General features: G+C 36.0%; 14 protein-coding genes. 11 read left to right on the plus strand and 3 right to left on the minus strand.

Annotated features, from left to right (window positions below):
• Positions 1–68 precede the first annotated feature (68 nt).
• Together QNI22_RS03870 and QNI22_RS03875 are read left to right on the plus strand one after the other, a co-directional pair.
• Complete coding sequence (locus QNI22_RS03870) at positions 69–875, plus strand: SDR family oxidoreductase (RefSeq protein ID WP_314509319.1); 807 nt, start codon at positions 69–71, stop codon at positions 873–875.
• Between the two features lie 142 nt (positions 876–1,017).
• Positions 1,018–1,266, plus strand: coding sequence for a hypothetical protein (locus tag QNI22_RS03875; protein WP_314509320.1), 249 nt, complete (start codon positions 1,018–1,020; stop codon positions 1,264–1,266).
• Between the two features lie 92 nt (positions 1,267–1,358).
• On the opposite strand, the gene QNI22_RS03880 is transcribed toward QNI22_RS03875, so the two are convergent.
• On the minus strand, positions 1,359–1,697 hold the full coding sequence (locus QNI22_RS03880; RefSeq protein ID WP_314509321.1) for a response regulator: 339 nt from the start codon (positions 1,695–1,697) through the stop codon (positions 1,359–1,361).
• Positions 1,698–2,145: 448 nt separating this feature from the next.
• Between QNI22_RS03880 and QNI22_RS03885 the strand changes: the two genes are divergently transcribed.
• The 3 genes from QNI22_RS03885 to QNI22_RS03895 are packed head-to-tail and all read left to right on the plus strand — an operon-like array spanning position 2,146 to position 3,160.
• A complete protein-coding gene (locus QNI22_RS03885) occupies positions 2,146–2,418 on the plus strand; it encodes a YtxH domain-containing protein (RefSeq protein ID WP_314509322.1) in 273 nt (90 codons plus the stop codon).
• 12 nt (positions 2,419–2,430) lie between these two features.
• Positions 2,431–2,781: a phage holin family protein gene (locus QNI22_RS03890; RefSeq protein ID WP_314509323.1), complete on the plus strand. Its 351-nt coding sequence runs from the start codon at positions 2,431–2,433 to the stop codon at positions 2,779–2,781.
• Positions 2,765–3,160, plus strand: a complete 396-nt coding sequence (locus QNI22_RS03895; RefSeq protein ID WP_313980670.1) for a hypothetical protein — start codon at positions 2,765–2,767, stop codon at positions 3,158–3,160. Before QNI22_RS03890 ends, QNI22_RS03895 begins: the two co-directional genes overlap by 17 nt.
• Here QNI22_RS03895 and QNI22_RS03900 read toward each other — a convergent pair.
• Positions 3,148–3,591, minus strand: a complete 444-nt coding sequence (locus QNI22_RS03900) for a response regulator (RefSeq protein WP_314509325.1) — start codon at positions 3,589–3,591, stop codon at positions 3,148–3,150. The two genes, QNI22_RS03895 and QNI22_RS03900, sit on opposite strands and share 13 nt — an antisense overlap.
• Positions 3,592–4,060: 469 nt before the next feature.
• Between QNI22_RS03900 and rpoN the strand changes: the two genes are divergently transcribed.
• The 4 genes from rpoN (at position 4,061) to QNI22_RS03920 (ending at position 10,653) form a co-directional block, all read left to right on the plus strand.
• Positions 4,061–5,530, plus strand: coding sequence for an RNA polymerase factor sigma-54 (gene rpoN / locus QNI22_RS03905; protein WP_314509326.1), 1,470 nt, complete (start codon positions 4,061–4,063; stop codon positions 5,528–5,530).
• A 108-nt stretch (positions 5,531–5,638) separates the two neighbouring features.
• A complete protein-coding gene (locus tag QNI22_RS03910; RefSeq protein ID WP_314509327.1) occupies positions 5,639–7,117 on the plus strand; it encodes a sigma-54-dependent transcriptional regulator in 1,479 nt (492 codons plus the stop codon).
• A 102-nt stretch (positions 7,118–7,219) separates the two neighbouring features.
• The gene (locus tag QNI22_RS03915; RefSeq protein WP_314509328.1) at positions 7,220–9,130 is read left to right on the plus strand and encodes a PAS domain-containing sensor histidine kinase; all 1,911 of its coding nucleotides are present in this window, start codon (positions 7,220–7,222) and stop codon (positions 9,128–9,130) included.
• A gap of 83 nt (positions 9,131–9,213) precedes the next feature.
• Positions 9,214–10,653 carry a hybrid sensor histidine kinase/response regulator gene (locus QNI22_RS03920; RefSeq protein ID WP_314509329.1) on the plus strand — a complete coding sequence of 480 codons (1,440 nt, stop codon included), beginning with the start codon at positions 9,214–9,216 and terminating at the stop codon, positions 10,651–10,653.
• A 28-nt stretch (positions 10,654–10,681) separates the two neighbouring features.
• On the opposite strand, the gene QNI22_RS03925 is transcribed toward QNI22_RS03920, so the two are convergent.
• Complete coding sequence (locus tag QNI22_RS03925) at positions 10,682–11,653, minus strand: YihY/virulence factor BrkB family protein (protein WP_313993012.1); 972 nt, start codon at positions 11,651–11,653, stop codon at positions 10,682–10,684.
• Positions 11,654–11,883: 230 nt separating this feature from the next.
• Here QNI22_RS03925 and QNI22_RS03930 point away from each other — a divergent pair, with 230 nt between their 5' ends.
• Both QNI22_RS03930 and QNI22_RS03935 read left to right on the plus strand, forming a co-directional pair.
• Positions 11,884–12,039, plus strand: a complete 156-nt coding sequence (locus QNI22_RS03930) for a lmo0937 family membrane protein (RefSeq protein ID WP_313980682.1) — start codon at positions 11,884–11,886, stop codon at positions 12,037–12,039.
• 215 nt (positions 12,040–12,254) lie between these two features.
• Positions 12,255–13,604, plus strand: coding sequence for a sigma-54-dependent transcriptional regulator (locus QNI22_RS03935; protein WP_314509330.1), 1,350 nt, complete (start codon positions 12,255–12,257; stop codon positions 13,602–13,604).
• Positions 13,605–13,979: the final 375 nt, after the last annotated feature.

Consider the following 13,979-nt stretch of genomic DNA (forward strand, 5'->3'; position numbering starts at 1 on the left):
TACTAGTCCAAATCCTACCTTTCGTTTAGAGGGTATCTTTTGGCAAATTCACTATACATATTTACTCAATGACATCCATAACATTAAAAGGACAGGCTGCTATTGTAACAGGTAGTAGTTCTGGTATTGGTAAGGCTATAGCATTAGCTTTGGGAAAGGCAGGTGCTGATGTACTGGTAAATTATCATGGACATGCAGAGGAAGGGGAGCAAGTTGCTGAAGATATACGGGCAATGGGTGTAAAATCTATAGCTATCAAAGCCGATGTCAGTAAGGAAAATGACGTCAATGAGATGTTTGATCAGGCATTGAAAACTTTTGGGCGGATTGATATTGTGGTTAGTAACTCAGGAATTCAAAAGGATAGCCCATTGGTGGATATGACACTAGACCAATGGAATCAGGTAATAAATGTAAATCTTACGGGTGCTTTCTTATGTGCCCGCAGGGCTGCACAGGAATTTCGTCGTCAGGGGATAGATACATCCATTTCAAAGGCTGCTGGTAAACTGATATTTATGAGTTCTGTTCATGAGGTTATTCCCTGGGGTGGACATTGCAATTATGCCGCTTCAAAAGGTGGGATGATGTTATTTATGAAGTCTATCTCCCAAGAACTTGCCCCACATAAGATACGAGTAAATAGTATTGGACCAGGTGCTATTCAGACTTCAATAAATAAAGAAGTATGGACTGACAATGAATCCAAAGAAAAACTGCTGGAGTTGATTCCTTATGGACGAATTGGTTTACCTGAAGATGTAGGAAAAGTAGCTGTCTGGCTAGCTTCTGATGAAGCAGATTATGTTAACGGTACTACCATTTTTGTTGATGGAGGAATGACCCTTTACCCCGAATTTGCTGATAATGGGTAATACTATGTCCACTTTGGATCGTCTGTAACTTAAATCGAAAAAACAATGCCCTTTTCTGTATTGGCATGTTGTTTTATTGTAGGATATAGTAAGAATTGAAGGTTTTATCTCCAATTCATTTTATCAATCTAAAACTACGTTTATGGAAACCAATAAAGAAGCACAGGAAAATCCTGAGAATAAAAAATCTGTATTAACAGATAAAAAAGATGGAGTAGAGTTTAAAAAAGGGGATGACAGACCCGTTCAGAATTCTACACAGCAAGGTTTTGGCTTAGATGATGGGCCTAATCAACCATTAAGCAAAGAGATGCTTCACGATTTACAAGATGCTGGTCAGAGCGATCTGCAAAGACAACGTGAGGAAGAAAGAGCAGAAAAGAAAAAGTAAATCATAAAGATATAAAAAGGAAGCAGAATATATATTCTGCTTCCTTTTTATATAAAGAATCAGAGCTTTGTTACAAGTTCTGAGATTATCTCTTATTTAAGTAAATTCCGAATCGTCATAATGTTAATTGGTTTTTCAATAAACCAGTCCACACCAGCTTCAATTGCTTTTTCACGTAGATTATGCATAGCGCTTATCATAATAACTTTTCTATTTGCGCCATTTTTAAATTTATTTATATAGTCTACTCCCTGGCCGTCCGGGAGATTATTGTCAAGCAAAACTACATCAGGTTTTAAAGAAGATACCTTTTCAATCCCTTCATTGAGGGAGAAGGCGCATTCTACTGCATTAGAATCACTAACCAAAAGCTTCTGTAGTAATAGACAGATTTCCTTTTCGTCCTCTATAATTAAAACTTTCTTTTCCATTCGTGCATAATTTCATTCCTTAATGTTTATGTAAAAATCATGCCAGTTGTAGGATCAATAGAATGTAAGAGCTTAAAGTTAGAAAAAATAAAACTGTTAGAATCGAATTGTGTGAAAATGAATAAAAAAAGTGAATAAAGATTTGATTCCGAGAGTGGCAGTGGAAATAAGCTTTTGGGTAATTTTTAATTTCGCGGTACTGAGTATGACCCAAATGTAGAAACGTTTCTACATTTTCACTTATAGGCCTATCGCTACCAATTATGGTGTATTGACTATTACACATAAACTTATAAAACCCTCACAAAATCTACTGTAAAAATGTTTGTAGAAATGTTTTTGTCTATAAATAATTTTAAATCGAACAAGTTACTAAGGCTTTAAAGTGCAAAGTGGCATCTTTTTTTTACTTCTGCAGTTATTTATAACCTAAAAAACAAATAAGATTATGTCAAATAACGGTAAAATTTTCTTGGGAATTGTAGCAGCAGCAGCTTCAGGAGCCATCATCGGAATGTTATTCGCACCAGATAAAGGAAGTGGCCTTCGTAAAAAAATCAGCGAATCATTGAGTGATTGGACAGACGAAGTAGTAAAAGCTGTAGCTAAAAGCAAAGATACAATAAACTCTACAGTAGATAGAGCTAGTACAAAAGTGAAATCTGCCGTTGAAGAAGGTGCCAACTATGCAAATCACGCAAAATCCTCTTCAAACGTTTAGGAAGAAATTTCAATGAGTGTCAAAGACAAACTCGAAGATTCAATGGAGCACATAGAAGCGTATGTACAAACACGTTTCGAACTTGTGCTCCTGAATACTTCTGACAAGATCGCCCATCTTATCACTGATATTGTACTCTTATTTATCGTAGGTATCGTATCCTTGTGTATTGCACTTTTTGTGGGAATAGGATTAGCATGGTGGATTGGAGATAAGCTTCAGAATATGCCGGCTGGTTTTTTTATCGTTTCCGGAATTTACATTCTTTTGGGAATTATCTTATACATAGTGTCTAAAAAGACCATCAAAACTACATTTGTAAAGCAACTATTAAACTTGTGGAATCATGATAGGAAACATTGAAACAGATCAGGACTTTCTTAGTGAGAAAGAACGATTGGTCGCAGAAGCAGAAATGCACAAAGGCCAGATTAAACAGACTATAAAAACTTTAAAAGATGAAGTAAAACCCTCCAATCTTGCTAAAGATGTACTTGGAAGCAGTTTTACCCCTGAATTATTAAAGTATGGCGCGTGTATAGGATCTTTCGTCCTGGTAAATGCTTTGTTGCCACGTCGTACTTCCTGGCTGATCAAAGCTGTTGTTCCATTTATAGCAAATCGTTATTTAAGTAAATATATAGATCAGAACTACTATACATGGTCAAATCAGATTGTTGATCAGATTGATCATGCCGAAACTGAACGAAAGCTAAACAAGTCAATTGCTTATAATGATTGATTAATCATGGACCTTCTTGGTAATGTTACAGAGCCCAGCCAAAAATCACGAATAGATCTGATAAGATCTGTTAGTTTTGTATAGTCGCTGGGCTTTACTATGTAACTATTTGCCCCTAACTGATAGGATTCTTCTATATCCTTTTCTGCCTCAGACGTAGTAAAAACCAACACCGGAATAAAACGCCAGTCCGGATTGCTTTTTATCTCTTTTAAAGCTTGCCTTCCATCTTTTCGTGGCATATTCAAATCTAAGATAATCAATCCTGGAGTGAGGGATTCGTCATTTTGTTGCTTATAGAGGTGCTCCACTAACTCTACGCCATCCCGAAAGTAGATAACAGGATTAGGTATTTTTTCTTCCTGAAAAGCATTCTGCAATAAAAATCTATCATCGGCATCATCATCAGCAACAAGGATATAAGGATTCATAGAAACTAAATTTTGTAGAGGAATCTGCTCAAAATCTACATAATAATTTATCAAATAACTAAAGCCTCCACAAAATGGTTCTATATCCCTGTAATTATTCCCTTTCCCATTCTGATTCCGATACATTCAAGTTTAATTTTATAATCCTATATATTCTAGAATCACACTGAAAACAAAACAACTGATTATTAGTACTACACTTTCACTAAACTCCTGAAATTGTGTGGAATTTTTATGAAAATATTGTCAGAATCTGGTTAAAATATAGATCTTGTGGAATTTTTTCTACAGCCTATCTTGTTTTTCTACTAGCTGATTGACTACCATAATTTTTTATTTTCTATATAAGTATCACATTTTCAGGTATTTATCAAGGTTTTTACTGGATTTGTACACACTATATGATATTCTGGCCCAAGAGTTGGTAATATAAGGTAACATTCTCTTACTGACCTAATTTTTTATTACTATGCTTAAGCAAACTCAAGTTCAGAAACAAGGACTTCGCATTGCTCCTACACACATACAAATGCTAAATCTTTTGCATCTGTCAACTGATGAACTTGTTCAGCAGATCCAAAAAGAACTGGAAGAGAATCCAGCTTTGGAGGAAGGTGCCACTGTAGCAGAAGAAACAGAAAGTGATGTGGTAACAGATGAATTTGAAACTGATGACATGTATGAAGATACACCTGTAACTGAAGAATTGTATGACTGGGATAGTTTGGTAGAGGATGATTTACCTAATTATAAAACTCAGGTTAATAACTATACAGACCAGGAAGAATATTCTCGCCCTATACCTCAAGCAAAATCCTTCAGAGAAGAACTAAAAGATCAGATACATTTTCTACCTTTAACAGAAAGACAACAACAGATTGCAGAGTTTATTCTTGATTCTATTGATGATGATGGGTATTTGCGTTATTCTTCTGAAGATCTTGCCGATGACATCTCATTTTCGTTAAATGTTTTTATTAATGAAGAAGAAATAGAGTCTATACGCAAACTCATTCAACATCTAGACCCTCCGGGAATAGGTGCACGTGACTTACAGGAATGTCTTCTTCTCCAATTATCCAGACGTGAAACGGACGAAAATGTACTTCTGGCCTGCACAATCGTAGAGGACTATATGCATGAAATCGAAACTGGTAATTACGACAGAATTGTACGCTTACTAGGGTTAGATTATGAACGGATGCAAGAAGTTCTTAAACTTATTTCCTCTTTGCAGCCCAAGCCTATCTATAGTGATGCTGCGACTGCTTCAGTAAATGAATATATTGTGCCTGATTTTATCCTGCAGTACGAAAACGGTTCAATACGGGTGATTCTTAATAGTAAAAATGCCCCAGAACTTCGATTAAGCAGAGCAATGCTGGATATTGCTCAAGGAAAAGCCAAAACAGATAAAAGCACCTACCAATTTGTTAAAAATAAAGTTGATTCAGCCAGATGGTTCATTGATGCCATTCAGCAACGTGAAAATACAATGCTGAGTACAATGAACGCCATTTTGCAACTGCAATATGATTACTTTGTATCTGGCGAAATTGTTGACCTGAAACCTATGATTCTAAAAGACATTGCAGACATGATAGGTATGGATATCTCAACTATTTCAAGGGTTACCAGTACAAGATATGTACAAACTCCATTTGGAATAATTCCTCTTAAACAATTATTTACAGAAAAAACAATCCGTGAAGATGGTGAAGAGGTCTCCACTATGGAAGTTAAGGAAATGATCGCAGACATAATTGAAAACGAAGATAAGAATCATACTCTTTCTGATAAAGAGATTGTTGACCTATTGGTTTCCCGTGGCTATTCTATCGCCCGCCGGACAGTAGTGAAATACCGTGATCAGCTGAATATTCCTTCTGCGAAATTAAGAAAATGGACTGATGTAGGTAAACACAAATTGAGAATATAAATTAGCCATTTGTTACTTGCTGTATTTCAGATAGTCTGTTGTCTATACAGCACAATAAGTATATAAAGTACACATAATAACCAATCAACCTTTTTAACCTATTCTTGTATGAGCAAAATTCTGGTAATTGATGATGATTTAGACATTTGTTTGTTATTAAAACGTTTTCTGACGAAACACCAGTTCGATGTGCAGGTAGCAAACAATGGAAAAGATAGTCTTCAAATTTTGCAAGAATTTAAACCGGATCTGGTGTTAACAGATTTTAAACTGGGTGACATGACTGGTGGGGAAATCTTAACAAAGATTAAAGAAAAATATCCACATGTTCCTGTTATTGTTATTACAGGATATTCTGATATCAAGATAGCAGTTGATGTCATGCGTTTAGGCGCATTTGACTATGTGACCAAACCTCTTTTTCCGGATGAAATTCTGCTGACTGTGCGAAAAGCACTGGAAGACTCGCAAGACAAAACAACTCAGCAAACTGTTGCTCCTGTTGTAGAAGTTGGTAAAACGGAAGTCAATGGAGATAGTCTTGCTGAAAGTACCAAAAAGGGCAAAACTTTTCGCTTTAATAGTGAATATATTTTTGGGAATGATCCTGCCTCCAAGGAGCTTTACAGACAAATAGATCTGGTAGCTCCGACTAATTATAGTGTTATTATTTATGGTGAAAGTGGTTCAGGAAAAGAAGCTATCGCACGTGAGATACACAAGCGAAGTAAAAGACGTGATCAGCCCTTTGTAGCTATGGATTGTGGTGCTATTCCCCGAGATCTGGCTAATAGCGAATTATTTGGTCATGAAAAAGGGTCATTTACCGGTGCCTTAACTACTAAAATAGGACACTTTGAACAGGCAAATGGAGGGACATTATTTTTGGATGAGGTAGCGAATCTATCCTATGACGTACAAGTATCCCTATTACGTGTTGTACAGGAACGACGGGTAAAGCGTATTGGTAGTACTAAAGAGATACCATTAGATGTTCGCATCGTAGTAGCTAGTAACGAAAAATTGATGGATGCTTTTCGCCAAGGAAAATTCAGAGAAGATTTGTTCTACCGCTTTAATGAATTTAGTATTGATGTTCCTCCCTTGCGGGATCGAAAGGAAGATGTAATGACATTTGCGAATCATTTTCTGTTAAATACCAATGCTGAATTAGGTAAAAATGTCAAAGGTTTTAGTGATGATGTGATTGCTTATTTTATGAAATATCCTTGGCCAGGTAATTTGAGGGAGTTGAAAAATGTAATCAAACGGGCTACGCTTCTCACAGATGGGGATTATATTGAAGCTATAACTTTGCCTTTTGAGATTTCCAATTATTCAAAGCTGCAATTTATTGATGATAGCCCCGCTAGTTTACCAATACCTGAAATAGATATACATCCTGAAGTTAATTCTGTAAATGCATTATCCCGAAAAAATAGTTTGAAGGATGTTGCACATGGAGCAGAATATGAAATGATTCTCAATGTATTGAAACAGGTAAACTTTAACAAAAGTAAGGCTGCTAAAATCCTGGATATTGATCGGAAAACATTGTACAATAAATTAAAGATATACAATCTATAAAATAAAAGTTTTCCTGCACTAACAGTATTGCCAATGCACAAACTCTGTTAGTGCACTTTTATATATGCAGAATTATGAAATCTGCTCAATCCTTTACAGTTCATGCGCCTCACTTCTATTATTCCTGGTTCTCAGCTCGAATCTGAAATTCTTACAGAAGATGCTTTCCAGAGAATTATAGGGCTTTCCTCCACACTTATCCATATTCATGAAATACCAGATGTAAAGATCCTTTATGTAAACAAAGAGATAACAGAAATCTTAGGATATAGTTTGGAGGATTTAGAGACAATGAACAGATCATTGTCCGGGCTTTCTGATAATCTTTTTCCTGATAATTTTTCAGGCATTTTTGAAGAACTACCAGATGTTTGGCTTAGAGAGGGGACTATAAAGCATAAAAATGGAGGAACAAGATATTTAAAGACAAGATATACGATCTTAAAGAAGGCACACGGAACTGTTACTGAGATTCTGGGGTATTCAGAAGATATTACAGAGGAAAAGGTTCTGGTAGAAAGACTCAGACAACAAGAGTTGATTATGACTCAGGCTGAAGTCTCAATGAAATTTGGTAGTTGGGAATGGGACATTTCTACTAATAAGGTTGTATGGTCTAAAGGATTATGGGAAATCTTTGGTCAGGATATAGAGTTGTTTGAATTAAGTTATGATTCGTTTATCAGCCTGTTAGATTTCAGGGATCAAAAACGAATGACTGAATGCATTGCAAAATGTATGCAGGATCACAATCCATATCAGATAGAACATTCTATAATCAGGCCAGATGGTGAACGGCGGATCTTGATGGGTAAAGGCCAGCCTGTTTTTGATGAGAAAGGAAATCCAATAAAGTTTCTTGGAAGTGCTGCTGATATAACAGAACTACGCAATACAACCCGTCAATTGATGAATAGTGAAGCTTTGTTGAAAGAAGCTGAGTCCATCATGGGATACGGTAGTTGGGAATTGTGTCTGGATACAGGAAAGATGAGCTGGTCAAAAGGAATGTTTCAATTACATGAATTACCAGAAAATAACTTTCCTACAATATCTCTTGATGAGTATCTGCATCATTTTATCAGACAAGAAGATAGAGAGCGTATTAAAAATGCTTGCTTTGATGCAATTTCCAATCATCAAACTTTTCATATTGAGGCACAACTGATTACTGCTTCAAATCAGCAACGAACTGTAATTTTGCATGGAAGGCTAGGAGAGGATGAAGGTGAATTTCCTCGCCGGATAGTTGGTAGTATAAATGATATTACACAATTACGTACATATGAAGAAGAGCTGGAAGCTAAGATTCACGAACTAAATCATTCAAATCAGGAGCTAGAGCAATTTGCTTATATAGCTTCACATGATTTACAGGAACCTCTACGTAAAATTAGGGCTTTTGCTGAGTTTCTCCAACAACGTCTTGGATCAAAACTTACAGAAATTGAATTTGATTCTCTGGAAAGGATGCGGGAGTCTGCCAGACGTATGCAGGAGATGATTCAGACTTTACTGGAGTTTTCACGAATTGGACGGGTTCAGCAACCCTTTGATTCTATAGATCTTTCTCATACTCTGCAAAAAGTCCTCGAGGATCTGGATGAAAAAATAAATGATAAACAGGCTGTCATCCATGTAGGAAATTTGCCCGTGGTTAAAGCGGTAGATGCACAAATGCACCAGTTATTTTTGAATCTGATTGGGAATGCATTGAAATTTAATACTGCACAGCCTAGAATATCTGTTTCTACCATCTTAACACTGCATTCAGGGACTAAGAAATATTGGCAAATATCTATATCTGACAATGGGATTGGATTTGAAGCTGAATATGCTGAACAAATTTTCACTTTATTCAGACGATTAAATGCCCGTTTTGAATATTCTGGAACAGGCATTGGTTTAGCTATTTGCAAAAGAATAGTTGAAGGGCACGGCGGAGTCATATGGGCAGAGAGTACTCCTGGTAATGGGGCTACTTTTACATTTACTTTGCCTGTATTTGAGTGATTATATTAAATAGACAATAAGAAGATATTTTATTCATTACTTGTAAAAAAATCCTTTATGAAAGTAAAGGTACCACTTTAACAATGGAAACTATCCGTGTGTTGTTAGTCGATGATGATGAAGATGATTATTTATTAATGAAAAATTATCTGAGTGGTATACCAGATAAAAGCTTTACAGTTAGCTGGGCTTATCGTTACCAGGATGCAATTCAGAAAATTGCAGAGAAAAATCATGACATTTATATCTACGATTTCTTTCTGGGTGCTAAAAACGGTCTGGATCTTATTCGAGAAACCAAAGAAATTGATGAAGATGCTGCTATTATACTACTGACAGGTAAAGGCAATTCGGATATTGACAGAAAAGCGACAGAACTTGGAGCTATGGACTATCTGATCAAGAGTGAATTAGATAGTGAGAAAGTTGAAAGAAGTATCCGGTATTCCATTGAACGTATGTCTGCAATTCGCGCGTTACGTGAAAGTGAGCGTAAATACCGTAATATCTTTGATCAGTCTCAGGATTTTATTTTTCTAATGGATGATAAAGGAACAATATTAGATGTCAACTCAGCGGGGAGCCAGATTCTAGGATATAGGAGAGAAGAGTTTTTGGAGATGCAACTTCAGGATCTAATGGAAGAAACTGCACATAAGCGACAACTAAACGAGTTGCTCCAGAATAAAAAAGAGGTAAGTGAGTGGGAAGCTGTTTTTCTATCCAAAAGTCAGAAAAAGCTTTATTGCCTTCTTTCGCTGGGCCGCCCGTCTAACGAGGATAACAGTTACTATCAGGGCACACTGCATGATGTAACTGAAAAGAAAAGACTGGAACGAAATGCTACTCTGGCTGAAAAAATGGCTGCCAGTGGACGTCTGGTACGTACAATGGGTCATGAAATTCGTAATCCTTTGACAAATATTAATCTGGCTTTGGACCAACTGGAAGCTGAGTTAGTGGATGACTCCTTTTCTTTGTATACGGATATTATCAAACGTAATGTGAATAGGGTAAATGGTCTGATTACTGATTTGTTGAATTCGCTGAAACCTACGGAAGTAAGGCGTACATTTTACCCTGTCCATCAACTATTGGATGAGACAATTGATCTGGCAAAAGATCGGGCTCATCTGAAGAAGGTAACTGTGGTGAAACAGTATGAAAAGACTGAGTGTGATTTAAATCTGGATAAATCACTGGTATCAATAGCTTTACTGAATATCATTATTAATGCTATTGAGGCAATGTCAGAAGATATAGGTACACTAACTATCGGAACAGAAATTACAGATACCTACTGTCTTACATTCATAGAAGATAATGGAGTGGGTATAAAAGAGGAAGAACTGCAACACCTGTTTGAACCTTACTTTACAACAAAACAGGATGGTATGGGGCTTGGGCTTGCAGCAACACTGAATATTCTCCAATCACATGGAGCAACAGTAGATGTAGAGTCTGAAGTAGGTATAGGTACCAAATTTACTATCCGTTTTCCGAGAAATGAAAACCTGAATTAAGTTTAAAACTAAAGTTCTAAGAAAATCCTCATTTCTCAGCCAGAAGTGAGGATTTTTTGTTTTCATGATTAATGGTCTTCATCTCATTTGCTGAATGTTCTGTTTCTTCTTTTACAATAAAGACTGCATGCTTAGACGGCTCTATAGGTGTCCCAAAACATTGTGAGTAAACCTTTGTAAACTCTGCACCAAAATAGAGAATAATAGAGGAGTAATATACCCATAACAGAATTACGATAATAGAACCGGCCGCACCATATGTACTACCTACATCAGATTGACCGAGATAAAAACTTATCAGAAATTTACCTAATGTAAATAATACAGCTGTAAATGCTGCACCTATTAATGTGTCTTTCCAGCGAGGGTTACCATCCGGAAGTACTTTAAATATTATTGCAAACAGTGCTGTAATGACACAGATTATAAGAATGTAATTTAGAGCATATGCAATATAGAGTGTATAATCGGAGAATAGACGTTCTAACTGTTGGCTGAGAATATCTAAAAAAGCACTGACTATAAGAGATACCAAAAGTAAAAAGCCTAATGTAATAATAAGAGAGAAGGATAACAGGCGATTTTGAATAAACTTAAACCACCCTTGTTTGGGTTTAGCCTTGATAGACCAGACAGAATTTATAGAATCCTGAATTTCAATAAATACACCAGTCGCACTGAATATTAATGTCGCAATACCTATGATAGCACCCATATGACTATCTCCGGATATCTGTACATTTTTAATTATTTCCTGTATTTGCAATGCTGCACTTTTACCAATTACCGAATCTATCTGACCATAGATACGACCTTGTATAGCTTCCCTTCCATAGAATACCCCTAAGAGTGAGATCACAACAATTAGCAGAGGAGCTAGTGAGAAAACTGTATAGTAAGATAAAGAGGCACTAAGCTTCATCGCATTGTCATTTATAAAAGCATTGAAGCTACCTTTTAATACTGTCCAGAAGTTTTGAAAAAATTTTTTTACATGCATAGTTGTACTAGTAAGGTCATTCGGAATCTCAACTAATGCAAAGAAAAATTTCGTAACTTCTGGAAATGATTGATTTTGCTTGCGGATTGTAGAAAAACAGTCACAATTGTACCCTATCTACTGAATGGTTGAGTACTATACTAAGTGAGTTTATACTAAGAGAGTAATGGCATGATTCTTTGAAAATCTATGGTAGTAAAACAAACTGAATATACTAAACCTTATCAACCATGAGAAATTTATTGTATATCGTTGCCGTCATTTTATTGATTGGATGGCTTTTGGGATTTTTTGCATTTAGCCTGGGTGGATTAATCCATATTCTATTAGTAATTGCTGTAATCGCATTGATTCTGGCGGTTATTAGAGGTGCTGCCAGTGTGTAGCTGAGGTATATTTGTATTGAATCTTTTGGAATTACATATAAGGAAGATGTGTGAATTAGATGGAGTAAGAGTAAGATAATCTTTCTTTTGGCAAACAGCTTATATCACATAAGCTGTTTTTTGTTTTTAGAAATACAATACGTTGTTGGGCTTTTTAGAAAAGTTTGGTGAGCAAATAGTATACTTGCAGGCTTTTACTGAAATAAAGCTGTTGAATGATAAAGCCATCCCTATTAATTATTGATGATGAAGTAAAGCTGAGATCGTTATTGACACGTATTCTTGAGCTTGAAGGATATACTATCTGGCAAGCATCTACTGTACGCCAGGGTTTACAAGAACTGGAAAAACACACAGACGTCTTACTGATTTTAACAGATGTTCGATTACCTGATGGAGATGGAATAGATCTGTTACAAAAAGTAAAATCAAAATATCCAGATATAGAAGTTATTGTAATGACTGCCTATGGTACAATTTCAGATGGAGTGAAGGCCATGAAACTAGGTGCATTTGATTATATCACAAAAGGTGATCAGGATGAACAAATGCTTCTCACCATAGAAAAGGCTGTGGAAAAGGCTCAGCTTAGAAAAAAAGTCTCAGAGTTAGAGAGTAAGGTGAATACGCAAAGTGGTTTTGAGACCATTATTGGCAATGCACCTGCTATAGCTAATGCAATTAATATGGCCAGAAGGGTCGCTACAGCTGATACTTCTGTTTTATTGGAAGGCGAAACTGGAACAGGAAAAGAATTATTTGCACAGGCCATTCATCAAGCTAGCACACGAAAGGGAAAACCCTTTGTAGCTGTTAATTGTAGTGCTTTTCCCAAAGACTTGCTGGAATCTGAGATGTTTGGCTACCGGAAAGGTGCCTTTAGTGGGGCTGTATCTGATAAAAAAGGTTTATTTGAAGAAGCAGATACTGGTACCTTATTTCTGGATGAAATTGGAGAAATGCATACAGATTTACAATCTAAACTTTTGCGGGTACTGGAAACACAGACATTTACCAAATTAGGCGATACCAAACCTACTAAAGTGAATGTTCGAATTGTGGCTGCAACAAATCGTGATCTCAATAAAGAAGCAGAAAAAGATCATTTTCGTTTGGATTTATATTATCGGTTATCGGTCTTTAAAATCCTGATTCCAGCCTTACGTGAACGTAAAGAGGATATTCCTACTCTAGCTTTACATTTCTGCCAGTATTATGCTTTAAAGACTAATAAAAGAATCGATTCCCTGGCCCCTGAATTTATCAAACAATTGATGGGATATACTTGGAAGGGAAATATACGTGAATTAAAAAATATCATTGAACGAGCTGTTATCCTTTGTGACTTGGATCAACTTACAGAAGATCTGCTACCTATTGAAATTCTGTCAGATAAAACAGATAAAACTATCAACCATTCTGAAACATCTATTTCTGCAATTGAGAAGATTCATATCCAGAAAATTTTGTCCGTAACAGGTGGTAACAAACCAGAAGCAGCTAATTTACTTGGTATAGGTCTTACTACACTTTACCGAAAGATGCACGAATATGGTTTAGAATAACTCCATTGCTTTCTGTTAAAAAGCCCTGTAGATACTAGTATCTACAGGGCTTTTTTATTTCACTCCAATCCTGTTGAAAAATCTATTGTACAAATTTTATCAAACTCATTTTCCATTTTGAAAAAATAGCATTTTCAAAATGGAAAATCATAGCTCTGTAATTATTTCTGATTTGTGGTAAGTTATTGGTTTTTAATGAGTTGTTGTTTGTGTCTGGTTCTTATAGAGTAATGGCACTCCATTTGGCATAGGAGAGGAGACGATTCAATAGAAACTGAATCGAAATTAACTCTTAACAACACTCTTTTATGTCCCTTTTAATTCTGCTGTTCATTGTCTTTTTGCTTTGCCTGATAGGATTCTTTTTGTTCCACA

It is taken from the genome of Xanthocytophaga agilis (assembly GCF_030068605.1).
Lineage (GTDB): Bacteria > Bacteroidota > Bacteroidia > Cytophagales > 172606-1 > Xanthocytophaga > Xanthocytophaga agilis.